Genomic DNA, 25,632 nt, shown 5'->3' on the forward strand with positions numbered 1-25,632 from the left:
AGCGCTCACGTTCCTTCTCCCATCCAGACTATACTGTCGGCTTCGGACTTTCACCGAATCCACCGTTTTTGCTTACTCACAAAACCGGGTCACGGACTAAGAGACCTATCAACAGCCTCATCACCGCCGGTCGGGACTTTCACCCAAACCCCGAAGGACACTATTTACTTATGTACATTATAAGTAAACATCGAACTGAATTCAAACGTGATTGCTTTTATTGACCAATTATTAATTTTTCTTTCGGATAATGGATATTTTCAGTGACTGCTTTTCCTCGAATAATGAAAAGGAAAGACAGTACACCAATTCTTCCAATAAACATTAAAATCATTAAAATTACTTTGCCCGTTGAACTTAGATTACCCGTAATACCTGTGGAGAGCCCTGTCGTTCCGAATGCCGAACAAACTTCAAAGAAGATTTCCTCAATAGGCAGCGGGTCAGTGATGGACATAATAATTGTTGATAGTGTACATAGCCCCATAGCAACGATGATCACAATGAATGATTTTTGTATATCTTCCGGGTAGATCTCCCGATTAAAGATTTTGATCGTGTTTCGGCCTTTGGCATAAAAGAAGATCGCTAAGGCTGCTACCGCAAATGTTGTTGTCCGGATACCGCCTCCGACACTGCTTGGAGAGGCTCCGATGAACATCATAACTCCTAAATAGAGTAAAGTCGGAACACTAAACTCTGAGACGTTCATCGTAGATAATCCGCCGCTTCGTGTCGTTACGGACTGAAACATCGAGTAGAAGAACGTTTCATGCCAAGATTTATCTTCTAGAAAAGCGTGCATCTCTAATAAGTAGATACCTAAAGCTCCTGTCACTACTAATAGAGCAAATGTAATGGTCGTTACCTTTGTAAAAAGAGTAAAGGTATAGCGTTCTAAGTACTTTCTTTCTTTTATAAAATTATTGATCTCGATTAATACTGGAAAACCAATCGCTCCTGCAGAGATTAAAAACATGGTTACAATTTGTACGAGATAGTCATGACGAAATGGAATAAGTGAGTTTCCCGTGATATCAAAACCGGCATTGGTTGTCGCTGTAACAGAGGCAAAAAAAGCATGGTACAGGACATCAAGGTCTGTATCGTAATAAGGCTGGAACAAGATAAAAAACAAGATGGTACCCACAATCTCTATCCCTATGATCAGAGATAAAATTTGTTTCATCAACTGAACAAGCCCCGCTAATGTTGACTGATTTTGATCGGTCATGATCAACTGTCGTTCTCTCATACCAATTCTTTTACCAATTAGAAGCCAGATTGCAGTTCCCAGTGTCATTACACCGATTCCGCCGATTTGAACAACGATAGCCAGAATAATTGTCCCTGTATGATTGAACGTCTCCTGTATGTTTACAGCGGTAAGACCCGTAACACTCACAGCACTTACAGCTGTAAACAACGTATCAATAAAAGATAATTTTACTCCCTCTTCATGTCCGATCGGCAACCCTAATAGAATCGTAGCCACAATGATGGATAATAAATAAAAGATTACGATAAGCTGAACAGAAGTTAAGTGGTTCTTTTTTTGTTGTGTCGATCCAAAATTTTTTTTAAACATAGTCTATTTTCACCTGTCGAGGGAATTTTTCTATAACCTTCTGAAAATAGTACCAAATAGCTCTTCTATTTAACAAGGTGAAATTGAACTTTTATTTAAAAATTCAATTCGTTTCATTTTCAGAAGTCATTCTCTTTTCTATTATGTTCATCAAGTGGACTGGCTCATCCATAATCGAAGTGCTCGATCTATGTTACAAAGCAACAAAATGACCGCTACACACCAATCGGCGAGCGGTCTTTATGAATCGGATTTGCAGGCTGGTCCAGTACAGGAATCAGGACAAGCAAGCAAATGAAAAACGCAATTAGCTCTAAACCAAGAATATACCATGGATACGGACCGAGAAAGTCCATGATAGAAGCATTTCTAGGCTTGCTCATAAGAAACATATAATTCGTATTCAATAACACATTAATGAGATAAACACATGCCGCAAAGAAATTAAGCCAAAGAAACGACTTGAAAAACCGCCTCCACGCTATCCTCAATGACCTAATGATCGCATAATACAAAGCTGTCCAAACAATCAAGCCATGCGCGAAAAAATATTGAATAAATCGGAAGTGCCAAGGCTCTTGATAGAGTTCTGGAGTAAGCAAACCTTGTATTGATCCTGTAAGTCCAAACAAATACACAAAAGCAAAAAGTTTCTTATTCTCTGTTACAAGTAAAACCATGCATAGCAGGATATTTAAACTGCAAAGCTGAAGCGGCAGATACAATTTTACAGTCCATATCCCATTATATAGCGCCCAGCACTGATAGCTGACTTCAGATAAAGCAAGACAGATCAAAAGTATAATTCTGATGAAAGATATTTCTTTTAAACGAGTCCGAAAGAAGTACATGATTAGGACGATAAATACGATGACTAACAGACTGATCAAATGTCCTATCCCAAAAAGCTCAAACCCCGACTCTCCTACACCGAACCATTGTTCCATAGCCCACCCCCACAACACCCATATCTATTGTATTCACAATAACAGGACTATTTTCTTGCAAAAAAAGAAAAATGTTGTGTAACGTAACAGTGTTATGTTACATTATATATATTAAAGGAGGTTGAGTATGGAAAAGTTAATTTCAAAGAAAGATCTTCTTGAAGCTGCGAACATTTCATATGGTCAACTGTACCGCTGGAAAAGAAAGAATCTGATACCTGAAAACTGGTTTATACGAAAATCCACTTTTACGGGTCAGGAGACTTTCTTTCCAAAAGAAGAAATTTTGCAGCGGATTGAAAAAATTAAGAATTTAAAAGATGATCTATCGCTTGATGAACTTGCTGATATGTTCTCCCCCTCTCCTACTATTACATCTCTATCAGCAGATGAGTTAGTAAAACGTAACATTGTTTCTAGTACTGCTATCGAAATGTATAACACCCACCATGGCAACACGGCTACGTTCTCTTTTGATCAATTATTAACGTTATACTTACTAGATACCCTGCTTCAAACAGGAGAAATGAATCGATCGGAAGGAATGGAGCTTCTTCACTTCCTTCAGCAGCATGCAAACGAAATCACAGGCCAAGAAAGCGAACTTATTTTTATTCGAAAAATGGGTGTATCTTTCTTTATCCTTACACCGGAACCAGCAAAACTTCTCGTAGAATCTCAAACAAAAATTATCGCCCATTATAAGCTGAACAAATACATTGAAGAATTAAAATTAAAGCTTTCTTAAACGTTGAGGAGGAGTAATTATGGAAAAGGCAAAAAAACGAAATATCAGCATTTCAGGGTCAGGGACTGCTGCTGGCGGCGAATATGATCAAGTTAAAGTTAACGGCTCTGCACATATAAACAGTGACATCGAGTGCGAAATTTTCAAATGCAACGGCAGTGCACATATCGAAGGAAATATTAAAACGGCGACTGCCAAGGTAAACGGGTCTTCCCATGTTGAAGGAAACATGGAAGCGAGAGAAATGATCATCAATGGGAGCACAGATATCGATGGTAATTTAACGAGCAGCGAAGTGAAGATACAAGGCTCATCTACTATTAAAGGTGACCTGAAAGGAAAAGAAATTAACGTCAGAGGAACAGCTTCAATTACAGGCAACGTATCAAGTGACGAGATCGATGTAAAAGGACAAGTGATCATCGGTGGAGATTGTGAGGCGGAATCCTTTCTAGCTCGTGGCCACTTTAAGATTAATGGCCTTCTCAATGCCGGGAATATCGACATCGAACTTCTGCGTCTTTGTGAAGCAAAAGAAATTGGCGGTGAAAATATCTCCGTAAAACGGAACCTTGATTTTTCAGGATTCAAAAAAATTCTTAAATTCTTTATGGGTCAGGAAAAAGATCAGCTAACAGCAGAAGTCATCGAGGGTGATCATGTTTCCCTCGAATATACACATGCAAAAGTCGTTAGAGGGAACACGATAGAAATTGGCCCTGGATGTGTAATCGACCGAATCGAATATAAACAAAGCCTTGAACTTGATGAAAATGCTAAGATAGGCACACAAGAAAAAATATAAAACATAAAAGCTGTCTCAAACAGCATGATTAAACCCTTGTTTCAGACAGCTTTTTTATAAGAACCTGGTCTTTTCTATTGACTCCCCGCCGTTACTTTCAATCCAATGATCCCTGTAATAACAAAAGCCAAAAACATAAGACGAAGAAGTGTTTTCGGTTCGTTAAAAAGAATGATTCCCAGTATCACGGCTCCTGCTGCACCTATCCCCGTCCATATCGTATAAGCCGTCCCGATCGGCAGTACTTTTGTAGCTTGGGACAAAAAATAAAAACTTATAAACATACCTATAATGGTTATAACGGATGGCCATAACCGCGTGAATCCATTCGTATACTTAAGCCCTATCGCCCAAACAATTTCAAATATCCCTGCAACAAACAAGTATACCCATGCCATTTATATATGACCTCCTATAACAAAATAAAGCCCAGAAAGATATATGAATTATATCCTCCCAGGCTTTTATCCCTCCGTGTACACGATGTATCGATCGTGCGCTTTCTCTCGGACCAGACCAGCGAACAGTCACTGCGGAACCCTAGAAAGCTATTCTTCCTATATTATTGAAAAAAGTTTCTATAGTGTCAAGAAAGCAGTATTTACCCTTAAAATTCTTTAACATAAATAACGTCTTCTGACATTTAATGTTAGACTAATTAAAGGTATAAACAAATTCTAGATGAGGTGAAAAGTATGATAGAGGTTGATTCTTTATCGAAAAGATTTGAGGACTTTTCAAAACTTGAATGCTCTGGATCCAGTGATTTGTATGAATTTTTATCAATGAAAATAGCGAATGATAACGATCTGCTTCAGCTAAGTACGTACTCCCGCGATGGCCAGCCGGTTCCAAACCTTGTTTTTGGCACTGTTCATTATCTTTTGTTGAACGGAACGCTCCATGAATTAAAGGATTTTTTCCCTAGTTTAACAGATCGACCAAAAAAGGTTGCTGACTCCTATGAAGCCTTTAAAGATTTTTGTTTGATGTATCGTAAGGAAATCATTTCTTTGCTTCAAACGAAGCTTGTTCCAAACGAATGAAGTTAGAAGATGCGGGTACCTTTACCCCTGTTTTTCTTATCTGTATGCAAAGACGGAAAAACCTCTAGCCCTTGTAGAAATTGGAACAAGTGCTGGATTACAGCTTTTTTGGGACAAATACAGCTATTCATACAATACGGGCAAAGTTTATGGAAACTTGAAATCTAATGTACGCATAACGTCCGAGTACCAAGGTGAAAAAGTTCCTCCTTTTTCATTAAGCAGCCCTTCTGTTTCCCATCGTTACGGACTTGATTTACATATAAATGATGTCACGAATCCAGAAGATAAAAAATGGCTTGAAGCTTTAATCTGGCCAGAGCATCATGAACGAAGAGCATTATTTAACAAAGCTGCTTCCTACGTAAATAAAAAAGAGGCAGTCTTTATCGAAGGTGATGGCGTGTCACTATTGCCTGAACTTATAAAACAGATTCCTAACAGCTCAATGATCTGTGTTTTCCATACACATGTGGCTAACCAAATTCCTGATACACTTAAGTACCAGCTACAGGAAACCATACGAAACTTCGGACAAATTCGTAATATCGCCCATATTTATAATAATATGTGGGATCGTGATCTCCACATCGACTCTTATATAAATGGTATAGAAAAAACGGAAATTGCTGCTGAAACCGATGGTCACGGACGATGGTTTTCCTGGAAGCTATAAATTACATTAAACAAGTGTTTGATAATAATGAAAGGGCTGAGTCAAAACTTTGAATTCAAGCCTCTTTTTATAACAAATAAAAGAAAAAAGGACGTTTTGATGATTCAAAACTAGATTAAAGTACTGACTTTACAAGAGATCGACTGCCTTTTAATACTAATTATGACTTGAATCAGCAAGTTTGAGCGAAAGTCTACCCATTCTGAGCGAAGATAAGGAATTTTGAGCGTAGCTCGGTGATTCTGAGCGTAAATCGAGGATTTTGAGCGAAGAGTGGGTCATCTTGAGCGAACGTGTAACAGAATAAAAAACACGTACCGTGAAAACTTCCTTAAATATTAAAAAAGAAGGGATTACCAAAAGAATAAATTACTTTTCCTTTTGATAAGCCCCTTTTGAGTTATTTTTCTCTTTTTTCGAGTTGCCCGCTCCAAGCTGTTAAAAGAACGGCACCAAACACCATTACTCCGCCAATCCATGGTGTATGAATGATTCCGATCGAGTTCACAATGATTCCTCCTACAAATGCTCCGATTGCAATCCCTAGGTTAAATGCAGCGATATTAATAGCAGATGCTACATTTACAGCTGAAGGGACATATCTTTCAGCTAGTTTTACCACATACACCTGAAGACCAGGTACGTTCATAAATGCTAACATTCCTAAGAAAAATATCGTGATTGTTCCAGCAATTTTATATGGCGCTGTAAAAGATAATACAATTAGGACGATCGCCTGGACAACAAACATCCAGTACAAAGCTTTTATAGGATTTTTATCTGCTGCTTTACCTCCAATGGCATTACCAATGGCAACAGTTATTCCGTATCCTAATAAAATGAAACCAACTGCTTTTGGATCATACCCTGTCACATCCTCTAAAATCGGTGCCAAATAAGTAAAGGCGACAAATGTTCCTCCGTAACCGAGAGCAGTTATAGCAAAAGCGAGCAGCAAACGGCCGTTTTTAATGACTTTCACTTGATCCTTCAAGCTTGAAGGGGGTGCTTCTTTTAAATTTTTAGGTACTAAGAGAACACTGGAAATAACTGCCACTACACCTAAGAGTGCTACAGCCCAAAATGTTGCTCTCCATCCGAACGTCTGTCCAATAAATGTACCTAAAGGAACTCCTGTAACGGTTGCAACGGTTAACCCTGTAAACATAAATGCTATTGCACTCGCACGCTTATGTTCGGGTACTAAATCAGCTGCAATCGTTGCTCCAATCGAAAAGAAAACGCCATGAGAGAAAGCTGTAATAAAACGGGCAACCAGCAGCAAACTAAAACTAGTTGATAGTGCCGCAACGCTGTTTCCTGCTATAAAAAGAACCATAAGAAGCATCAGCAAGGTTTTTCTATTTATTTTATTCGTTAAAGCTGTAAGGATAGGAGCTCCAAACGCAACACCCATTGCATAACCGGAGATCAATAATCCCGCTAATGTGATGGATATATTCAGGTCACTCGCTAACGATGATAATAAACCTACAGGTACAAATTCTGTTGTTCCGATTCCAAACGCTGAAATCGCTAAGGCTAATAAAGCTGGAAAACCACCTTTTGTTTCCGCGTATTCCACTTTTGCTGTGGCAGTATTCATCTATAATTCCCTCCACTACTTTTGTTTCAGTCATTCTAGCTCGTCAACCGAATAACTTGATGCTATTATGTTTCATATACGAACTTTTAGTAAGTACGCACTTTAAAGTAATGTAGGCACTAAAAAGTAACAATTGGATATTGGAGGCTTCTGGCTCATGAAAAAATATAATATACCTGTTGAGGCTGCACTCGAAGTGATCGGTGGAAAGTGGAAAGTGGTAATCTTATGTCATCTTATAAAAGAAAAGCGAAGAACTGGAGAACTTAAGAGATTGATGCCCGGAATTACACAAAAAATGTTGACGCAGCAGCTGCGTGAATTAGAGGAAGATGGCGTAATTCTGCGAGAAGTCTATAATCAAGTTCCACCTCGTGTTGAATATTCTTTAACAAAGTATGGATGGTCATTAAAAGGCATTCTAGATGCTCTTTGTGCTTGGGGAGAGCAGCATATTGAGAAAACATATCCAGAAAAAGATTCTGTATTGGTCAAACCTATAGAGATTAAGTAAATATAATAAGATAAACGGCAGCCACTACAGCTGCCGTTTAGTTTTAGTTACAAATTAATATTTTACAAAAATGTGAAATAGATTAAAGCAAAAAGATAAGAACGAGATACGGGGGGAATAACCTATGAACTTCAGTCGGTTAACAGACGAAGAGATGGTGAACACGATCAGAATTGGGTTAAACAGAACATCTTCTCCCCAAAAAATAATTATAGTAGGAGCTGGCATGGCAGGACTGACTGCCGCTTCCCTTCTACAGGCCGCCGGTCATGATGTTCGTATTCTTGAGTCCTCTCATCGTGTCGGAGGCAGGGTCTATACAATTCGAGCTCCTTTTTCACATGGTCATTATTTTGAAGCTGGTGCGATGCGTATCCCTGAAACCCATAAACTTGTAATGGAATACATTAAAAAGTTTAATTTGCCTACTAATGAATTTATCAACAGTAATCCTCATGACATCATCTATGTAAATGGTATTCGGACGAATCAGAGCATGTATGAACAAAATCCAGATATTCTCCGTTTCCCTTTAGCGGAAACAGAAAAAGGAAAAACTGCTGAAAAGCTTATGCAATATGCTGTTCAGCCATTAGTAAATTTTATCGAACAAGACCCAGATAAACATTGGCCGATCGTCATTCAAAACTTTCAGCATTATTCACTAGATAACTTTTTAAGACACAATCCCTTCGGAAGATCTTTATCTCCTGGTGCAATCGATAAGATAAAAGTTCTTCTTTCCCTTGAAGGACTTCCCGAGCTTTCTTTTCTCGAAGTCTTCCGAGATATCCTGATAATTTTTATGAAACCAGATTTAAAATATGTAGAGATAACCGGCGGAAACGATCTGCTTCCGCGTGCTTTTCTTAAGGAACTGCGACCCCATATTAATTTTGGACAAAAGCTTGTCCGAATTGTAAACGATCCGAATAAGGTCATCTTATACACGGAAAACCCAAAAACCCTGCACCGCTATAAGTTTGAAGCAGATCGGGTCATCATTACCATTCCATTTTCTGTACTCAATTTTGTTCACATTGAACCTTTTACTTCCCTTTCTTATCACAAACGAAAAGCAATCAGAGAGCTTCACTATGTACCTTCAACTAAGGTAGGAATCGAATTCAAACATCGTTTTTGGGAAAAAAGCGGATTAACAGGAGGGAAATCCGTTACAGACCTTTCTTCACGCTTCACTTATTACCCTAACAAGAATCAACAAGGCTTTTCATCAGGAATCGTTTTAGGAAGTTATACGTGGGAAGATGATACGGTACCATGGAAAAGTGCTTCAAACGAAATGAGAATTAAAGAGACTCTTCACTTTTTGTCATACTTTCATGGTAAGCAGGTCTTCCATCATTTTGTAACGGGGCATGCACACAGCTGGTCAATCGATCCAAACGCAGGAGGCTGCTTTGCTTTTTTTAAACCTTATCAGGAAAGCGAACTATTTGATGCCATTAAAGCTCCAGAAGGCAGACTTCATTTTGCTGGTGAACATACGACCTTGAACCACGGATGGATTGAGGGTGCTATTGAATCCGCCATACGGGTTGCACATGAAATCAATAGCTGAGCAAGAAGAAACAGCACGGAAATGGCGTGCTGTTTTTTTTGTTTGTTTCATTAAAGATTTAAGTATCGTTCTTGAACAATGTTTCGGTGATGCAGTTCATGACCTGCTATAACTGAGATCAGAGCCCGAGGAGTAATTTCACTGTTATTTGCAATCCCCCTGCGTGAAAGTGATTCTTCGCTCAAGCTTTTCACTAGATGTATGGTAGATTGACGGACACAAGCAAAGTGATCAAGAAGGTCTTTTAGGGATTGCTTATCAAAATCAGCATTAGCTCCATATTCCTTTTCATCATAGCCTGGAAGCGATACTTTTTCTCCTCTTGCTATACAAAGTGCTCTGTAACTCATAACCCTTTCTGTATCAATAAGATGTCCGATCACTTCTTTTACACTCCACTTCCCCTCTGCATATCGGTATTCACTCTCTGAATCCGTAATCGTGCTGAGAAGAGAAACAGTTTCTTTCATCTGGTCTCTCAGAATTTGAATCCTATCACCCTGCGGAACTAAATTTACATAAGGAGCAAAATAATCTGGATATTCGTAGGCGGATGGCATTTTTTCCATTGTTACACCTCATTTTTTATCATACTGATTGCTTTAGTTTTTCTATTTCGATTTACTTCTCACTAATCCTCTTTAAAGTTCAAAAATGTATGATTTTCCTAATTCCTTGAAAAAAGAAGAAAAATCGCGAATTTAAAAGAAAACAGTCAAAGTATACGCTTACATTTCATTACTTGATTCTTACCTTTAGTGGTATAATCGAACGCGTTGATTTCGGACGCCGTCTTTCATGAAAGTTGAAAGTCTAAATTATTTTTCACATAAAAAAATGAGGTGTAGTTGTTGAATATACAAAAAATGAAACAGGAGTGGTTCGGAAACATTCGTGGGGATGTTCTTGCCGGATTAGTCGTTGGACTTGCCCTGATTCCGGAAGCGATTGCTTTTTCAATTATTGCAGGTGTTGACCCTATGGTTGGATTATATGCCTCGTTTTGTATTGCAGTCGTCATCGCGTTTCTAGGCGGCAGACCAGGAATGATTTCAGCTGCAACAGGAGCAATGGCTCTAGTCATGGTTACACTTGTTGCTGAACATGGCCTTCAATATTTACTAGCCGCAACAGTATTAACAGGAATCATTCAAATCGTTATTGGAGTTCTAAAACTCGGAAAATATATGAAGTTTATCCCCCGCTCTGTCATGGTGGGCTTTGTTAATTCGCTCGCAATCTTAATTTTCTCTGCCCAACTTCCTCATTTTGTAGGAGAATCTTGGGTGATGTATGCGATGGTTGCAGGTGCTCTCTGTATCATCTACTTGTTCCCTAGATTTACGAAAGTAGTCCCTTCACCATTAGTTGCCATTATTGTAATTACGATTATCGCGGTGATGTCCGGTTCTACTGTTCGTACTGTTGGAGATATGGGTGAACTCACGCAGGCACTTCCTATGTTTTTAATACCTGATATCCCGCTAACCTTTGAAACATTGCAGATTATTTTTCCTTATTCCTTTGCATTAGCGCTAGTTGGTTTATTGGAATCTCTTCTAACTGCTCAAATTGTTGATGATATGACGGATACGGAAAGTGATAAGAATAAAGAAGCGCGTGGTCAAGGATTCGCTAATATAATTGCTGGATTTTTTGGTGGGATGGCAGGCTGTGCAATGATTGGACAGTCCGTAATTAACGTAAAATCTGGTGGGCGTGGACGTCTGTCTACCTTTGTAGCAGGTGTTTTCCTCATGATTCTTATCATATCGCTCAATGATTTATTATCTATGATTCCGATGGCAGCATTAGTTGGTGTGATGATCATGGTTTCGATCGGTACATTCGATTGGTCATCATTAACGAAACTGCACATAATGCCTAAGACAGACGCTGCTGTAATGATAGTTACAGTTGTTACTGTTGTTTTAACCCATGATCTATCAAAAGGGGTACTTGCAGGTGTAATTCTCAGTGCACTGTTCTTTGCAGCTAAAATATCAAAAATTGAAATTCAATCCCAAATGGATGATGCTTTAAACCAAAAAACGTATTTCGTTAAAGGACAGTTATTTTTTGCATCCGTAACAGATTTTGTTTCTCAATTTAATTTTACCGATAACGTGAAGTCAATAGTGATCGACCTGTCCCAGTCTCACCTTTGGGATGATTCTGCTGTCGGTGCAATCGATAAGGTAGTGATGAAATACCGTCAGAATGATGTAGAAGTTGAACTTACTGGACTCAATAAAGACAGCTCATTGCTTGTAAATAAGCTAGCTGTTCATGATAAAGCGAATGCTAACTAGTCATTCAATAAAAAACACCCCCAATCTTGGGAGTGTTTTTTAATTTGAATATTCTTCTATAGTTTTGAAAATCCTTGAATATGCATCTTTTATATTCTTTTGATTTACTTGATCATCATATAAAAAGGGAATCCTAATCTTTTTATATTCATTAACCTTCCCCCTAATTCTAGTTAATTCTATATAAACATAAAATTCATATAAGTAAATGATTCTTACATTAAACAATACTAATAAACTATTTTTTTTGTTATAAACCTGAATAGTAGTTAAATACCAATTTCGGTAAGTTAGTTTGTCGGAATATTTTGTCTTTATGCTGAAACTGCTTTATACTAGGTGAGAAAGCGATTTCAAAAGGAAAGGAAGCGAAGGATCATGTTTATCCATGAAACCGGTCTTCGAAAAAAAGCCTTTGATGAGCTATTCAGTCCTCAAGTTGATACGACAGAGGAAAAAAATCTTGTTCAAAATTACAGCTTAGCCCTTATCGGCATAATCGTGATTGTACTCAGCAAACTTCTTTAAGAGGAGCTAACCTAAGATGGTTAGCTCTTTTTTATTGGATCGGCATGAATGAAACGTTCCATATACCGTCTTCATCCTTTATCATTTTAAAACCTGACTTCGCATCAGCATTCTTACTTGCTTCGTACTCAATGTATCCATCATACTCACCGTCTTGAATAAATCGGCCAGCTTCTAAATGATTATAAGTGGTTAAAGTTTGCAGAGTTGTACCCTGATCAGACTCCGGTATACTGTCGTGCTCCTCCTTCGTCCAATGTACAAATTCTTCCCGATCTGTATATAGCGCATATTCGGCATCGTACCTTTTATCAATTTGAGCTTGAACATATAGTTTGGCAATCGATACGGGATTTAAATCTTTGAGGTGTTTCTCATCTAGATCTTGCAAAAATTTCTGATAGATAACAGTTTCCTCTGGTGTTAATGTGAATTTGATGACATCTGAGTTAGACGTTGAAGAGATTGTCTCAATTACACGCCCGTTCTTCCCTTTCGACATTATCAGTACAGAATCTCCTTCTGCAAAATTTATTGTTGTAAAGAGTACTTCATCTCGATTTGAAAAACCGACATAGAACTGAACACCAATCTCTCTATTTTGAATACTCTCAACAGCAGTTTCTTTAGAAATGTTAAGCTGATCAGTTGAATCGCTGACTAAAAAATTATAGCCAATTTGTTTAACAGCACCCCTTTTGCTCTCAGAGTCATCGAATTCCACGTATTCATTCCCTAACAGAGCAAGCACTTCTTTCTCAGTCATGCCCAATACAATTTGATTTTGAAGAACGTTCACTTTATCCGCTATTTCCTTATCACTATATTTCGGGAGGGTTTTTACGGGATTTTCTTGTTCTATAGGATCTTTTTGAATAGTATTTATTTCATTATGTAAATCTGCAGGCTGACTTTTCTCGCCTGCATTCGTGAAGGTTAAGACTAGAAATACGATCAAAACACAAAGTGATACCAAAGTAACCGAACTTAGCACTTTTGGGAAAAAATTTTGCCTCTTGTTTTCGGTACTTGAGTAATTCACTTGATTTATAACCCTTCTTCTCTCATGCCCAGTGAATACTCTCTCTTCGTTCAAATAATTCTCAAAATCGTCTTTCATGTCTTTAAGCAGTTTATCCAATATACCCTCCCCCTTCCCTAGCCATTTTGGTTTCCAAACTTTTCTTCGCTCTTCTGAGACGGGATTTAACAGTATTCAGGTTGCAATCTAGTGCTGCAGAAATTTCTTCTATTGAAAACTCTTTAAAATAATATAAGATAATGACTTCTCTGTACTTGACCGGCAGCTCGAGAATCAGTTTACTGATCTGTTGTCTTTGCTCCATTTCCAGATATTCTTCTTCTGGGGACAAACTATTGGATTTTTGATAAAAGGTGTTGGTTAATAGCGTTTTCGTATAATGCCAGCTTCGAAGATAATCTTTACATTTATTAATCGCGATTCTATAAATCCATGTTTTAATGGTTGATTCTTCCCGAAAATCATTCAGGTGATTATAGGCATTGATGAAAATCTCTTGAGTGATATCTTCAGCTTGCTGCCAGTTTTTTGTATACGTGAACGCTAACCTTTTTATTTCTTCACCATATACATCCATAAGGTAAATTAATTGATCTAACTCACTTCGTGGATAGTCTTTTACGGCCGTATTGCCCTTTACCACATATGTCGCCCTCCCAAGAATTAATCGTTTGTTAGACGGTGACCAATTATAAAAAGTTGCATATAATATGAATTTATTTCCATTTATTAAATTTTAACTTAATTTCTTTACCTTAAAGCATTCATTTTTTAATGGGGCATCCTTATAACACATAAAAACAGAAGAGAATCACATATAACACGGTACGTGTTCTTTTATTTTGTTACACGTTCGCTCAAGATGACCCCATCTTCGCTCCAAATCCTTAAGTAACGCTCAGAATTGCCGAGCTACGCTCAAAATCCATGATCTTCGCTCAGAATGGGTAGATTTCCGCTCAAACTTTCTATATTCGGGCCATACATAGCAATAAAAACAGCGGATAAGTCGTCATTTTGTTTGGAATCATACAATGTTAATAACTAAATTGGTTTTGATTCATCAAAACGTCCTTTATTCTCTTATTTGATATAAAAAGGGGCTGAGCTCAGAAGTTTTTACTCCTTGAGTCAGCCCCTATATCAATCATTTATTTGCGTTGGTTCCAAATAGGTCCACAATAAAACGTTAAAATGAAAACCTATCGTTAAAACAAACACATTCACAGGTCCCACCAGGTGAATCTATTTATCTACTAAATAAATTACCGTCTAGGTGAATGGAACGGAACAGGTACTTTGTGGTAAAGGTGATAGCTTTCCTCCGCTACTGACTATTCAAAATCCTGCATCCCTGGTCATTTATAGTCACATAACTAACAAAATCTTGCTAGACGATATGACTATTTTTCTTTATATAGTCTAGTATACAGGCGTTAACGGTGATTTTTCATATAATGTAGGACAAGTATTTACTTATTGAAAATTAAAATAGAAGGGACGAAGAACGTCAATGATTCTTCACATCATGATTTCCGTTTTCGTCTTCTTTATGACTATGTTAGTTATATTTTGGAGACCAAAGGGCATCAATGAGGCTTGGCCAGCCGCTATCGGAGCCTGCATTATAATAATTGCGGGTATAGTGACTCGAGCCGATGTACTTGAAATCTTTCATAAAATTGGCGGAGCATCGATCACGATCATCTCAACTATCGTCATGGCAGTCATTCTAGAAAGTTTTGGTTTCTTCCATTGGTCTGCATCCCGCCTCGCTACTCTATCAAAAGGTTCTGGTTACCGCCTATATTGGTACATCCAAATGTTATGTTTTTTAATGACCCTTTTGTTTAATAATGATGGAAGTATTTTAATCACCACACCTATACTCATCCTTCTTCTTAAAAACTTTAGATTAAAACCGCACCACCAAATCCCTTACCTCCTGACGGGTGCTCTTACAGCTACTGCATCAAGTACGCCAATCGGAGTAAGTAACATTGTAAACCTGATCTCATTAAAAATAGTTGATATGACCCTCTATATGTATACAGCGATGATGATTGTGCCTGCTACACTAGGGCTGCTCTTTATGTCTTATCTGATGTTTATATTCGTTAAAAAAAGGTTGCCAAAAACACTCCCAAATCTGTCATATGATATTGAACAGTCATTTTTCATAAAGAAGTTCCATCCTTTAAAAGTAAGAAGTACGGTTGAAACAAAAAGACAGCGTAGCAAATTCATGATAAAAATCCTATTATTTGTCTTATTGATCAGGTGCTCCATTTTTATCGCGTCATTTTTGTCTATCCCCATTGAACTTATTGCAGTAATTGGTTCAGCAGTCTTGTTAATCTGGAGATGGTACTACCTCAAAACAAATCCACTGGATATTATAAAGAAAACCCCTTGGCACATTTTTATCTTTGCTTTTTCAATGTATGTCATTATTTACGCACTTCATAATACGGGACTTACTGAACTGCTGCTGAAAATTTGCCGGCCAATTGTTGACCAAGGTCTGTTTCAAGCAACATTTTTTATGGGCGGTCTGGTTACACTTCTTTCAAATCTATTTAACAACCATCCTGCACTTTTGGTAGGGACTATCACTTTGTCAGAGATGAATCTTGATCCTATCACATTAAAAACAATGTATCTGGCGAGTATTGCAGGAAGTGACATCGGTGCACTTTTATTTCCGATCGGTACTCTTGCCTCACTGATATGGATGCATATTTTAAAGAAAAACAAAATTAAATTAAAATGGAAAGACTATCTGCGTATATCATTAATAGTGATCCCCCTCACTTTAGCAGTAACACTCTTCTTGCTTTATACATGGGTCTATTTCATTACCTCTTAAATGGACCGTATGGAAATACGTATGAATTTTTATAGGAGTAGATTGTAATTGAACCATTTTAGCCGCATGTTAAATAAACAAATACAATTAAAAATAACCGGAAATAGGTTTAAGGGGATTTTGACTGATTATGGAAATGACATTTTAGTACTTTTTGATGGACAAACCTTTTTCTATATCCCACTTATGCATGTCCAAAAGGTAATCCTTAGTGAAAAAGATAACGATGACATAAATAAGACTGAGGAATTGCTCTTTTCCCAAGAGGACTCCCCTATTTCTTACCGAAGCATCCTAAACAATGCTAAAGGATTGAACATTCAAGTGCATATTTTAGGAAAAGAAACGCTCCACGGGACAATCCTTCATGTACTAAGTGATTATATAGTATTCTATTCACCTGTATATAAATTGATTTACATTCCATTAGCACATTTGAAATGGCTTACGCTCCATGAACAGCATACCCCCTACTCTTTACAACCTAATCTTCCTGATACGCCTTCTTTTAGCCGGTCATTTGAAGAGCAATTAAAGAAATTCGAGGATAAGATCGCCGTTTTTGATATGGGTGAGGATCCAGATAAAATAGGGTTACTGAAGAATGGAAAAGGAAACCTGATCGAATTGATTAACGCGAATGGAGAAACCGTTTATTTTAAACTGAATCATGTCAAATCGGTGTATTTTCCATAAAAAAGTTTTAGTAAATAATAGCTTGAGTTGCCTTTGATATGGAGACTCAATGCTTTTTTTTTCCAATACGAGCAAAACACTTCTTGCAAGTGATTTATGTAGTATAGAATGGACATATATACTCGAATTGTTTTATTAAGCAAACCTAAAGGGGAAAAATTATGGTACAAAGTACTTTTAACAACAAAGTCCTTTCAATTCTAGAAGATAAAATACAAGTGATCAAAAAAGAACAGGGAGCTATCTATCTAGTCGGACCGATCAGGCTCCCTGTTAATCTATATGGTGAAACCTTTGTGTTTAAATGGTACTGCTGGCTGGAGGGTAATGAGCAAACGGATAACTTTGAAGATATCATTAACAAGTTATCTTCAACAAACCTGGCCGAATATCAGCAGTCCAGTGTATTAGTTTATGGAGATTTTGAATTCAATGAGGATGCGCTTATTCGCATGCATTCCATCTGCCATACGGGAGATATTTTCGGCAGCAAGCGCTGTGACTGTGGCTATCAGCTTAAGCAATCGATGAAAATGATCACAGAACATGGTACAGGTGCTTTGTTTTACCTAGCTAATCATGAAGGTCGAGGAATCGGGCTTTTCAGCAAAGCGATGGCTTATGTCTTGCAAGAGAATGGACAAGATACGGTAGAAGCAAATGAAAGCTTAGGTTTTGTTGATGATTCCAGAAACTATGATGATGCGATTGAAGTATTAAAAGCTTTACGTAAGAAACCAGTCACATTAATTACGAATAACCCTAAAAAGCTGGATGCACTAGTAAAAGCTGGATTGCCTGTTTCTGGCCGTACACCGATCTGGGGTGATATCTCTGAATTCAATGAAAAATACCTTCAGACAAAGATTCAACGATCCGGCCACATCGATGACGAAGGGACATTTATAGATGAGTAGTCATGAATTTTATATGCAACTAGCGTTAGATAATGCTATGACGATGAAAGGTCAAACCGATCCTAACCCTCTAGTAGGCTCCGTGATTGTAAACGAAAACAGAATCGTAGGAGTGGGAACGCATCTTAAGGCAGGTGAACCTCATGCGGAAATCCATGCACTACGAATGGCCGGTGAAAAAGCCCGTGGAGGAACCATATATGTTACATTAGAACCGTGTTCTCATCACGGACGAACGGGACCATGTGCCGTTGCACTCGTAGAGGCTGGTATCAAGAAGGTTGTGATTGCAGCGCTTGACCCTAATCCACTCGTTTCGGGACGTGGCATAAAAATATTAGAGGATGCCGGTATTGAGGTCGAAATTGGTGTTCTTGAAGAAAAGTCACGTAAGATGAATGAAGTATTTAATAAATTCATTGTACAAAAGATCCCTTTTGTTACATTGAAGTCAGGGATAACACTCGATGGTAAGATTGCGAGTTATATAAATAACAGCAAGTGGATTACATCTGCTGAAGCTAGACAGGATGTTCATAAGCTGCGAAATGAAAATCAAGCTATTCTTGTTGGCGTAAATACAGTGATCCATGATGATCCGGAACTTACAACAAGGATACCAAACGGCCGCAACCCCATACGGGTCATCATGGATTCAACACTTAAGATCCTTTTAGATTCAAAAGTACTTAACGACCGTCAAGCTGAAACGTGGGTGTTTACGACAGAAAACCACGATAAAGAAAAAAGAGCGCAGATCGAAGAACGAGGAGCTAAAGTATTCGTTACAAACACCTCCCAAGTCGATCCGAAGCGTGTACTTAAAATATTAGGAGAGAACCTAGTTTCTTCCCTTCTCATCGAAGGTGGCGGGACGATCAACGCAGCTTTTCTTCAAAACAAGCTTGTTGATAAAACGATTATTTATATGGCGCCAAAGTTAATTGGCGGCAAAGACTCCCCTTCCTTCTTTGGAGGTCAAGGAATCGATAAAATGGCTGATGCTATTGAACTGACGGATTTAAAGGTTACTCAAGTCGGACCAGATTTTAAATTTACCGGTTACCCAAAATACAATTAAGAGGTTTTGCACATGAGATTAGGTTTTGATATTGACGATACTTTGATAGGTTTACGAGAGCATGCTTTTCATATCTATAATAAAAAGCTAAAACAAGATCTTCCCATGGATGTGTTTCATACGATTAAAACATTAGAAATCCATGAACCATTCGGCCTTTCAAAACAAGAAGGCAATCAGTTATGGATCGATTCTATGGAAGAAATCTATTTCAGCGATTGCCCTGCATATCCCGATGCTATTGAAGTGCTTCAAGAGCTTCATGAGCAAGGTCATGAAATTTACTATATTACTGCAAGACCAGCGAAACATTGTGAACAAACGAAGAAGTGGGTAGAAAAAGCTGGTTTTCCCGTGCAAGAAGGCAGGTTCTTTTGTGGTATGAAAGATGAAGAGAAAATTCATACCATCAAAGAACTAAATCTAGACTATTATTTTGATGACAAACCTAATGTATTAGAGACCCTTACTCGTGAGTCCGTACAATTGTATGTGCGGGACCAGTCTTATAATCAGCATTTAGATTTTCCTCGATTAACGAGCTGGTCAGAATTAAAAGACATTGTTAAAAATCACAATTTGAAAAAATAGTGCGCTGAAAGGCGCACTATTTTTTTGCTTATTTCCCTTTAAAGTAGGCACATGCACTCTCTTAACACCTACACGCTTCATATCTTATGATGACATGAATTATTGTTGTTCAGAAGAATGGCGGTGAATAAAAATTGATTGAAATAAAAAAATCCCCATACGGCAGAGGAATTTTTGCTACAAGTAAGATTCAAAAAGGTGAATTAATTCATCAAGCACCTGTCATTGTATGCCCTGGTACTGAATATGTAAAACTACAAAAAACAACACTCCGGGATTACTACTTTAACTGGGGAGAGAATTATGATCATGTGGCGATCGCGCTCGGATATGGATCTTTGTTTAATCATTCCTATACGCCAAATGCTGTGTTCGAGAATAATTTAACAGAAGAAACCGTTGATTTTTTTGCACTCAAGGATATTAAAGCTGGAGAAGAAATTTTAGTCAATTACAATGGCGATCCTAATGACAAAGGACCATTGTGGTTTAAAGTTTGGTAAAGTTATAATAGAACAGCCCGCTAAAGAGCGCGCTGTTCTTCCTTTTCTCTAGAATATATAAAGAGTTTTAGAATTCAACGATTAGGTGATACATAGCAAAACAATAATAGAAATAGAATAGGAGGCTATCAAAATGATGCTTTTCATATTCCTCTGTTTAATTACTGCAGGACTCCTCATTGAAACTGTACAAAAACGAATTTTAAAGATTAAAGACCCTGATATAAAAGAACTATGGGAAGAATTAGAAAAAAGAACATGGTATGAAGAATTGATTCAGGACCCCCATTTAAAAGAATGGGTTGTATTGGATAAACAAAACGGATTATTAAAAGACCCTTACTATGTCCGCAAAGTATTAGAAAGTGAAGGACACAGGTTAGGGTTTATCAACTATATTAAAAATAAAGCTAATTAAAAGAGCTAGAAATAGTGCCTGAAGATGAAACCAGAGTGCCATGGTATGCCGGTTTTTGTTTTAAACGAGTGTTTAATTAAGCATATTAAAATATTCTTTGCATAATGGGATTCAGTTGAACGGTTAGATAAGACATGTTACGTTGTTTTCGAAAAACCGAAATTGAGTTTCGAAATTTAGATGATGACGCTTAAAGAGGTGAGTAGCATTGAATCAAGTACAAAGTCGATTTAAAGTATTACTAGAAATACTACTAATCTCCATTAGGCTTGGCTTAACTTCGTTTGGCGGACCGATCGCACACTTAGGATACTTTCACGAGGAATATGTAAGAAAACGAAAATGGTTGGATGAAAAAAGCTATGCTGATCTTGTTGCACTGTGCCAGTTCCTGCCCGGACCAGCGAGCAGCCAAGTAGGTATAGGAATTGGCGTAATAAGAGGTGGTGTCTTAGGAGGAATTATTTCTTTCATCGGGTTCACACTTCCCTCTGTTGTTGCGCTTATTTTATTCGCACTCCTTTTAGAAGGACTTGATGTTAGTGATCTAAGTTGGATTCATGGATTAAAAATTGTTGCTGTCGTTGTTGTTGCTCACGCCATACTCGGCATGGCCGAAAAATTAACTCCTGATTTAAAACGAAAAACCATCGCTCTGTTCGCTTTAGCGGTTACCCTTCTTTGGCAAACAGCATTCTCACAAGTCGGAGTTATTCTTATTGCTGGTATCATTGGTTTTCTATTATATCGCCATCAAACCGAGAATCAGGATACAGAATTTAATTTTCCTATTTCTCGTACGTTTGCAATGATTTGTTTAATACTTTTCTTTGGCTTACTTATGATTTTACCGGTCTTTAGAGAAGCGACATCCAATAGCTGGATTGCATTCTTCGATAGCTTTTACCGTTCTGGATCATTAGTATTTGGCGGCGGACATGTCGTCCTGCCATTATTAGAACGTGAATTTGTCCCATCAGAATGGATCAGCGAAGAGACATTCTTAGCTGGATACGGTGCTGCTCAGGCTGTACCTGGACCGCTATTTACCTTTGCAGCATATCTTGGAGCAGTTATGAACGGGTGGCAAGGAGGATTGTTGGCCACATTTGCAATCTTCCTGCCTGCGTTTCTTTTAATCCTGGGTACACTTCCTTTTTGGAACAGACTTCGTCGAAATCCTAAAATTAAAGGTGCTTTGCTGGGTGTTAATGCAGCTGTTGTCGGGATATTGATTTCAGCCTTTTATAAGCCTATATGGACAAGTACAATCCTCAAACCAATCGATTTTACGTTTGCAGCGGTACTATTCAGCATGCTCGTATATTGGAAGCTTCCACCTTGGATTATTGTTGTTACAGGTGCTACAGGTGGATGGTTGATGTCTTTCCTATAAAATTACCTAAGCAATTTTGATTAGGAGTTTTCTTATTCTCTATAAATAATCACTGTGCAATAAATTTTCACAACTTCTTCATAACTGATATTTATTCATAAGAAAGATCAGAGTTTTTGTCTCTTTATATATGGACATCATACAAAAAGGTAGATATATAGTGAAAAGCATCCTCCCCATTAGACGCTTCTATTGTTAAAAACCCATCTTTCTTTAAATGAGAAGAGACCACTTCTCGTCATTTAGGTTCATTATCAACAATTAAAATGGTTTTCATTAACGTCTCCTCCTCATTGATTTAGCCATATAATAGCATTAAAGGCTCCTGTACTGGAGTCTTTTTGTTTAAGAAATTCTTCTCCCTGTTTAAAATGACACTAATGATTTGTCTAACACATATGGATAGGTAAACTGAGTTTTTTATAAGGAGGCAAATATCTATGCATGAAAACCAATATACACCACCAGAGTATAGACAAAGAATCTCAGTACAACAGGCACAAGAGATAGCTATAAAACGGATACCCGGGCAAGTTATACATGTAGATATGGATTTAGATCATGGTGTATTAGTTTACGAAATTTATATTTTAACCCCACAAAACAGAATATTTGAAGTGGAGATCATCGCAAGAACAGGGAAAATATTAAAAATTGAAGAAGAAAATGATTTTGATTAATGCATACATCAAAAAAGTCACTCTAGTCTCGTGAAAATTGGACAGAAAGAAAAGTTCGAGCAATCATTGCTAACCCATTTTATACAGGGCATCTTGTTAGTAATCGAACACCGAAAAATAGAGGAGGGCACACTTATAATCCCATTGAAGATTAAAGATCCACCAATTTCAATGGAACAATGGCTAAGTTGTTGGGAGAATTTTTAGGGCTTAAAAAATAAACAGCGTTCATAAAGTATTTATAAACCACTTTTAACTGCTACTTGTGTGAAAGGAAATTTTATATGGCTGAACAAGAGCGTTTGTCATTATAAAAGGCATTATGACTTTGCATAATTGCCTTTTTGTTTTGTCTCAATAAGTAGTAAATATTAAGGTGCAAAAAATTCCCCAAACCATTTCTGGAAGAGGACCAACTTGAATTTATCGGATATACAACCTCTCTTAAGGGTCAATTTTTCATTGATTTATTTTCTGTTTTTTTTATTTTCTAAGTTTATCCAAATTTGATGTGTTACCCAAAAAAACAAGCCAGTTAATAGTGCGATAGCTTTTAAGTCCTTTGGTAAATAAAATAATAAAAACAATCCAATTAGCACAAAGGGAGGCAAAAGTATCCAAATTTTTTTGTCAGTCATAAAAAACCCCACCTTTAAAAGATATTCTACCATAAAATTATATTAAAGTAGGAGGTGGCTAAAATGCAGATATCTAAAGAGAGATTAACATACAACCTTATAATTATTGGAGCTGCCTTATTAATATTTTTCTTTACATATCCATCAAATATCGCAAATATCATTTTGATAATCTTCTCTTTTTTCATCGATTTCAATAGTCGTATGATGAATATGGAATTCGTCGTGTAACACTTTTTTTACTTGTTTCAACACTTCCTGATAATCTGCTGAATGTTCTTTGACTACGTGACAGCTAAGTGCAGGAAAATCAGAAGTGATTGACCATACATGCAGATCATTAACTTCTACAACATTAGGAACGGATAATATCGTTTCTTTTACTTTTGCTGCATTCACATTTATCGGTGTACCTTCCATTAAGATATGGAAGGAATCTTTCGTAACTCGCCATCCACTTATGATGATTAATAAAGCAACGATTATACTCGCTACTGGATCTGCAATACTCCATCCAAAGAACATAATCAGTAAGGCGGCAACAATTGCACCAACAGAACCTAACATATCACCTAAAACATGCAAAAAGGCACTACGGACATTTAAGTTATCATCTTTATCGCCTTTCATCAAAATATAGGCCGCTGCAAGGTTCACAAGTAGACCGATGAAAGAAATGATTAACATTCCAGAACTCACTACTTCTGGAGGATCTACGATTCTGTGATAGGCTTCCCATAAGATATAAAGTGAAATTAACATTAAAGTGATTCCGTTTAAAAATGCGGCTAAGATTTCAAAACGTTTATAACCAAACGTCTTTGAATGGGTTGCTTTTTTTTGCCCCATCGTAAGAGCTAAAAAACTAAGCCCCAGGGCGGCGGCATCACTTAGCATATGCCCTGCATCCGACAGCAGAGCTAAACTGTTCGTCCATATTCCCCCGATTACTTCGACAATCATAAAGCCCGTAATTAAGAAAAACGACCATTTTAGTGCTTGTTTGTTATTACTTCCATGATGATGACCGTGTCCGTGATCATGAGAATGCCCCATACAAAATCACCTTTCTCATTATATGAATATATGTTCATATACACTATGTCAAAGATTTATTATTTGTGCAAAAGTAAATTGAAATCTTTTTTATGAACAAAAATACCACTAATAAAAGTAGTATTCTATTTATTTTAGTATTCTTCCCATTACCTTTTTTTTACCCCTTTTGTCCAATTTTGCAGGATCTTTATCTTAACTCCAACTAAAGCATGTTAGTAAAATTCTCAACATTAGATAACACTATCATTAGAGCCTTGGGACTTAGGAGGATTTCATGAAACACAGAATAACTTTCTTAGTTTTATTCATGAGTCTAAGCTTTTTTAACATTCCCGTTAAAGCTAATCAAACATCCCCGACCCATGCAGCTTGATTTTAGATCCTAATTCAATTGGAACTAATAATAGCAAAGGTGTTGCATTAATATACAAAGTCAAATTAATACCGAGTTCTCCACGCACAAGTATAAGTATCCACGCTGTTCATCTTCCCACTCCTTCATCTCTGGGTGATTACGATAGTTATGAAGGATTTGCATTTAAACCCGAAGAAATAAGCTGGAGATTCAAACTATACCCCACTCCAGAAGTGGATGATCCAACATATGCTGGAAGATTTGATAATATTTCTGCAACCTTGACTAATACAACTGTACAAGTCCGTCTCGCTAATTCCAAAACGAGTAAATTAGGACCGGCTATCTTAACAGGTGTCATTACGAATTGTAAGTCATAAAAGTAAATAACGTTTTCCAGCATAAAAAGCACGCCTGCAGCGTGCTTTTCCTTTTTTCTTGCACTAAATCTAGTGTGTAAGTAATTTTTCCATTACCATTACATCAATAAATTTACCATCGATTATTCCATGATTCTTAAAAACACCTACTTCACGGTACCCTCTGTTCCGATAAAGTTTCTGTCCTAATGTATTAAACGAAAACGTCGCTAAAACGATTTTATGAAATGCATTTTCTTTAGCAAATCTTTCGAGTCTCGTAAGTATTTTAGTCCCTATTCCCTTTCCTCTAAAACCCCGATAGATATAGAGAGACAAATCTGCAACGCCATCATAAACACTTCGACTATTGTATGGATTTAAGGAACCCCAACCAATAACAAGTCCTTCATATTCTGCTACGATTACCGTATATCGACCACCATGGTTTTTAAACCATTCCTCCATAAATGCCCTGTCTTTTAGTTCTGTCTCTAGTGTTGCGATCCGATCCTCGATACCTTGGTTGTAGATGACTCGAATTGACTCTAAGTCCTGTTCTGTCGCTTTTCGAATTACAACATCAATCACTTATTTCCCCTCCAGACGTTATTAATCCAGCGATAATCCTGTTTTTCATGATCTTAAGACTCCTATGGTATTAATTTCCCATATG

25 protein-coding genes, 3 pseudogenes and 2 riboswitches are annotated in these 25,632 nt (G+C 37.4%); of the genes and pseudogenes, 18 read left to right on the forward strand and 10 right to left on the reverse strand.

The features are described 5' to 3' along the window. Positions 1 to 7: 7 nt before the first annotated feature. Positions 8 to 162, reverse strand: a riboswitch (FMN riboswitch). A gap of 55 nt (positions 163 to 217) precedes the next feature. Together M3206_RS04195 and M3206_RS04200 are read right to left on the reverse strand one after the other, a co-directional pair. After that, positions 218 to 1,588: a TrkH family potassium uptake protein gene (locus M3206_RS04195; RefSeq protein ID WP_251311249.1), complete on the reverse strand. Its 1,371-nt coding sequence runs from the start codon at positions 1,586 to 1,588 to the stop codon at positions 218 to 220. 215 nt (positions 1,589 to 1,803) lie between these two features. Beyond that, positions 1,804 to 2,535 (reverse strand): TIGR02206 family membrane protein, encoded by a 732-nt coding sequence (locus M3206_RS04200; protein ID WP_251311250.1) that lies wholly within the window; start codon positions 2,533 to 2,535, stop codon positions 1,804 to 1,806. A 127-nt stretch (positions 2,536 to 2,662) separates the two neighbouring features. Between M3206_RS04200 and M3206_RS04205 the strand changes: the two genes are divergently transcribed. Together M3206_RS04205 and M3206_RS04210 are read left to right on the forward strand one after the other, a co-directional pair. After that, positions 2,663 to 3,283, forward strand: a complete 621-nt coding sequence (locus M3206_RS04205; protein WP_251311251.1) for a YhbD family protein — start codon at positions 2,663 to 2,665, stop codon at positions 3,281 to 3,283. 19 nt (positions 3,284 to 3,302) lie between these two features. Next, positions 3,303 to 4,088, forward strand: a complete 786-nt coding sequence (locus M3206_RS04210; RefSeq protein ID WP_251311252.1) for a polymer-forming cytoskeletal protein — start codon at positions 3,303 to 3,305, stop codon at positions 4,086 to 4,088. A gap of 74 nt (positions 4,089 to 4,162) precedes the next feature. Here the strand turns inward: M3206_RS04210 and sugE are convergent, their stop codons facing one another. Then, positions 4,163 to 4,486, reverse strand: coding sequence for a quaternary ammonium compound efflux SMR transporter SugE (gene sugE / locus M3206_RS04215; protein ID WP_251311253.1), 324 nt, complete (start codon positions 4,484 to 4,486; stop codon positions 4,163 to 4,165). Positions 4,487 to 4,539: 53 nt separating this feature from the next. Next, positions 4,540 to 4,643, reverse strand: a riboswitch (guanidine-I (ykkC/yxkD leader). Positions 4,644 to 4,783: 140 nt separating this feature from the next. Here sugE and M3206_RS04220 point away from each other — a divergent pair. After that, positions 4,784 to 5,810, forward strand: a pseudogene (locus M3206_RS04220) (DUF2332 domain-containing protein). Positions 5,811 to 6,210: 400 nt separating this feature from the next. On the opposite strand, the gene M3206_RS04225 reads toward M3206_RS04220, so the two are convergent. Next, positions 6,211 to 7,416 (reverse strand): MFS transporter, encoded by a 1,206-nt coding sequence (locus tag M3206_RS04225; RefSeq protein WP_251311254.1) that lies wholly within the window; start codon positions 7,414 to 7,416, stop codon positions 6,211 to 6,213. A 157-nt stretch (positions 7,417 to 7,573) separates the two neighbouring features. Between M3206_RS04225 and M3206_RS04230 the strand changes: the two genes are divergently transcribed. Together M3206_RS04230 and M3206_RS04235 are read left to right on the forward strand one after the other, a co-directional pair. Next, positions 7,574 to 7,930, forward strand: coding sequence for a winged helix-turn-helix transcriptional regulator (locus M3206_RS04230; protein WP_251311255.1), 357 nt, complete (start codon positions 7,574 to 7,576; stop codon positions 7,928 to 7,930). Between the two features lie 124 nt (positions 7,931 to 8,054). After that, entirely contained in the window at positions 8,055 to 9,512 is a 1,458-nt protein-coding gene (locus tag M3206_RS04235; RefSeq protein ID WP_251311256.1) for a flavin monoamine oxidase family protein, read from the forward strand. A gap of 50 nt (positions 9,513 to 9,562) precedes the next feature. On the opposite strand, the gene M3206_RS04240 is transcribed toward M3206_RS04235, so the two are convergent. Continuing rightward, the gene (locus tag M3206_RS04240; RefSeq protein ID WP_251311257.1) at positions 9,563 to 10,081 is read right to left on the reverse strand and encodes a DinB family protein; all 519 of its coding nucleotides are present in this window, start codon (positions 10,079 to 10,081) and stop codon (positions 9,563 to 9,565) included. Positions 10,082 to 10,363: 282 nt separating this feature from the next. Between M3206_RS04240 and M3206_RS04245 the strand changes: the two genes are divergently transcribed. Both M3206_RS04245 and M3206_RS04250 read left to right on the forward strand, forming a co-directional pair. Next, the gene (locus M3206_RS04245; protein ID WP_251311258.1) at positions 10,364 to 11,824 is read left to right on the forward strand and encodes a SulP family inorganic anion transporter; all 1,461 of its coding nucleotides are present in this window, start codon (positions 10,364 to 10,366) and stop codon (positions 11,822 to 11,824) included. Between the two features lie 378 nt (positions 11,825 to 12,202). After that, the gene (locus M3206_RS04250) at positions 12,203 to 12,352 is read left to right on the forward strand and encodes a hypothetical protein (RefSeq protein WP_251311259.1); all 150 of its coding nucleotides are present in this window, start codon (positions 12,203 to 12,205) and stop codon (positions 12,350 to 12,352) included. 31 nt (positions 12,353 to 12,383) lie between these two features. Here the strand turns inward: M3206_RS04250 and M3206_RS04255 are convergent, their stop codons facing one another. Continuing rightward, the gene (locus tag M3206_RS04255) at positions 12,384 to 13,493 is read right to left on the reverse strand and encodes a hypothetical protein (protein ID WP_251311260.1); all 1,110 of its coding nucleotides are present in this window, start codon (positions 13,491 to 13,493) and stop codon (positions 12,384 to 12,386) included. Continuing rightward, a complete protein-coding gene (locus tag M3206_RS04260) occupies positions 13,486 to 14,037 on the reverse strand; it encodes a sigma-70 family RNA polymerase sigma factor (protein WP_251311261.1) in 552 nt (183 codons plus the stop codon). Before M3206_RS04260 ends, M3206_RS04255 begins: the two co-directional genes overlap by 8 nt. Before the next feature lie 870 nt (positions 14,038 to 14,907). Between M3206_RS04260 and M3206_RS04265 the strand changes: the two genes are divergently transcribed. The 10 genes and pseudogenes from M3206_RS04265 to M3206_RS19170 form a co-directional block, all read left to right on the forward strand. Further along, positions 14,908 to 16,263, forward strand: coding sequence for an arsenic transporter (locus tag M3206_RS04265; protein WP_251311262.1), 1,356 nt, complete (start codon positions 14,908 to 14,910; stop codon positions 16,261 to 16,263). A gap of 48 nt (positions 16,264 to 16,311) precedes the next feature. Beyond that, positions 16,312 to 16,959 (forward strand): DUF2642 domain-containing protein, encoded by a 648-nt coding sequence (locus tag M3206_RS04270; RefSeq protein WP_251311263.1) that lies wholly within the window; start codon positions 16,312 to 16,314, stop codon positions 16,957 to 16,959. 161 nt (positions 16,960 to 17,120) lie between these two features. Beyond that, positions 17,121 to 17,876, forward strand: a complete 756-nt coding sequence (locus tag M3206_RS04275) for a GTP cyclohydrolase II (protein WP_251311264.1) — start codon at positions 17,121 to 17,123, stop codon at positions 17,874 to 17,876. Further along, positions 17,869 to 18,957 carry a bifunctional diaminohydroxyphosphoribosylaminopyrimidine deaminase/5-amino-6-(5-phosphoribosylamino)uracil reductase RibD gene (gene ribD, locus M3206_RS04280; RefSeq protein WP_251311265.1) on the forward strand — a complete coding sequence of 363 codons (1,089 nt, stop codon included), beginning with the start codon at positions 17,869 to 17,871 and terminating at the stop codon, positions 18,955 to 18,957. Before M3206_RS04275 ends, ribD begins: the two co-directional genes overlap by 8 nt. A gap of 12 nt (positions 18,958 to 18,969) precedes the next feature. Continuing rightward, positions 18,970 to 19,548 (forward strand): 5' nucleotidase, NT5C type, encoded by a 579-nt coding sequence (locus M3206_RS04285; protein ID WP_251311266.1) that lies wholly within the window; start codon positions 18,970 to 18,972, stop codon positions 19,546 to 19,548. A 134-nt stretch (positions 19,549 to 19,682) separates the two neighbouring features. Further along, the gene (locus M3206_RS04290; protein WP_251311267.1) at positions 19,683 to 20,051 is read left to right on the forward strand and encodes an SET domain-containing protein; all 369 of its coding nucleotides are present in this window, start codon (positions 19,683 to 19,685) and stop codon (positions 20,049 to 20,051) included. A gap of 133 nt (positions 20,052 to 20,184) precedes the next feature. Beyond that, positions 20,185 to 20,469, forward strand: coding sequence for a hypothetical protein (locus M3206_RS04295; RefSeq protein WP_251311268.1), 285 nt, complete (start codon positions 20,185 to 20,187; stop codon positions 20,467 to 20,469). Positions 20,470 to 20,677: 208 nt separating this feature from the next. Then, entirely contained in the window at positions 20,678 to 21,865 is a 1,188-nt protein-coding gene (locus tag M3206_RS04300) for a chromate transporter (protein ID WP_251311269.1), read from the forward strand. A gap of 440 nt (positions 21,866 to 22,305) precedes the next feature. Beyond that, complete coding sequence (locus M3206_RS04305) at positions 22,306 to 22,545, forward strand: PepSY domain-containing protein (protein WP_251311270.1); 240 nt, start codon at positions 22,306 to 22,308, stop codon at positions 22,543 to 22,545. Between the two features lie 44 nt (positions 22,546 to 22,589). Continuing rightward, positions 22,590 to 22,700 (forward strand): annotated as a pseudogene (locus tag M3206_RS19170) (hypothetical protein); the annotation flags it as partial. Between the two features lie 312 nt (positions 22,701 to 23,012). On the opposite strand, the gene M3206_RS04310 reads toward M3206_RS19170, so the two are convergent. Both M3206_RS04310 and M3206_RS04315 read right to left on the reverse strand, forming a co-directional pair. Beyond that, positions 23,013 to 23,183, reverse strand: a complete 171-nt coding sequence (locus M3206_RS04310; RefSeq protein WP_251311271.1) for a hypothetical protein — start codon at positions 23,181 to 23,183, stop codon at positions 23,013 to 23,015. A 144-nt stretch (positions 23,184 to 23,327) separates the two neighbouring features. After that, positions 23,328 to 24,239, reverse strand: a complete 912-nt coding sequence (locus M3206_RS04315) for a cation diffusion facilitator family transporter (protein WP_251311272.1) — start codon at positions 24,237 to 24,239, stop codon at positions 23,328 to 23,330. 357 nt (positions 24,240 to 24,596) lie between these two features. On the opposite strand from M3206_RS04315, the pseudogene M3206_RS04320 reads away from it, so the two are divergent. After that, positions 24,597 to 24,977: pseudogene (locus tag M3206_RS04320) on the forward strand (hypothetical protein); the annotation flags it as partial. Positions 24,978 to 25,046: 69 nt separating this feature from the next. Here the strand turns inward: M3206_RS04320 and M3206_RS04325 are convergent. Beyond that, entirely contained in the window at positions 25,047 to 25,547 is a 501-nt protein-coding gene (locus tag M3206_RS04325) for an arsinothricin resistance N-acetyltransferase ArsN1 family A (protein ID WP_251311273.1), read from the reverse strand. Positions 25,548 to 25,632: the final 85 nt, after the last annotated feature.

The sequence above is a fragment of the Fictibacillus phosphorivorans genome (genome assembly GCF_023715845.1).
Lineage (GTDB): Bacteria > Bacillota > Bacilli > Bacillales > Fictibacillaceae > Fictibacillus > Fictibacillus phosphorivorans_D.

Bases quoted from the DNA above. Each gene is read 5' to 3' on its own strand.
- M3206_RS04240 (WP_251311257.1), bottom strand. From the start codon at position 10,081: ATGGAAAAAATGCCATCCGCCTACGAATATCCAGATTATTTTGCTCCT.
- sugE (WP_251311253.1), bottom strand. From the start codon at position 4,486: ATGGCATGGGTATACTTGTTTGTTGCAGGGATATTTGAAATTGTTTGG.
- M3206_RS04250 (WP_251311259.1), top strand. From the start codon at position 12,203: ATGTTTATCCATGAAACCGGTCTTCGAAAAAAAGCCTTTGATGAGCTA.
- M3206_RS04295 (WP_251311268.1), top strand. From the start codon at position 20,185: ATGATGCTTTTCATATTCCTCTGTTTAATTACTGCAGGACTCCTCATT.
- M3206_RS04225 (WP_251311254.1), bottom strand. From the start codon at position 7,416: ATGAATACTGCCACAGCAAAAGTGGAATACGCGGAAACAAAAGGTGGT.
- M3206_RS04210 (WP_251311252.1), top strand. From the start codon at position 3,303: ATGGAAAAGGCAAAAAAACGAAATATCAGCATTTCAGGGTCAGGGACT.
- M3206_RS04315 (WP_251311272.1), bottom strand. From the start codon at position 24,239: ATGGGGCATTCTCATGATCACGGACACGGTCATCATCATGGAAGTAAT.
- M3206_RS04305 (WP_251311270.1), top strand. From the start codon at position 22,306: ATGCATGAAAACCAATATACACCACCAGAGTATAGACAAAGAATCTCA.
- M3206_RS04195 (WP_251311249.1), bottom strand. From the start codon at position 1,588: ATGTTTAAAAAAAATTTTGGATCGACACAACAAAAAAAGAACCACTTA.
- M3206_RS04200 (WP_251311250.1), bottom strand. From the start codon at position 2,535: ATGGAACAATGGTTCGGTGTAGGAGAGTCGGGGTTTGAGCTTTTTGGG.
- M3206_RS04235 (WP_251311256.1), top strand. From the start codon at position 8,055: ATGAACTTCAGTCGGTTAACAGACGAAGAGATGGTGAACACGATCAGA.
- M3206_RS04230 (WP_251311255.1), top strand. From the start codon at position 7,574: ATGAAAAAATATAATATACCTGTTGAGGCTGCACTCGAAGTGATCGGT.
- ribD (WP_251311265.1), top strand. From the start codon at position 17,869: ATGAGTAGTCATGAATTTTATATGCAACTAGCGTTAGATAATGCTATG.
- M3206_RS04285 (WP_251311266.1), top strand. From the start codon at position 18,970: ATGAGATTAGGTTTTGATATTGACGATACTTTGATAGGTTTACGAGAG.
- M3206_RS04310 (WP_251311271.1), bottom strand. From the start codon at position 23,183: ATGACTGACAAAAAAATTTGGATACTTTTGCCTCCCTTTGTGCTAATT.
- M3206_RS04205 (WP_251311251.1), top strand. From the start codon at position 2,663: ATGGAAAAGTTAATTTCAAAGAAAGATCTTCTTGAAGCTGCGAACATT.
- M3206_RS04265 (WP_251311262.1), top strand. From the start codon at position 14,908: ATGATTCTTCACATCATGATTTCCGTTTTCGTCTTCTTTATGACTATG.
- M3206_RS04275 (WP_251311264.1), top strand. From the start codon at position 17,121: ATGGTACAAAGTACTTTTAACAACAAAGTCCTTTCAATTCTAGAAGAT.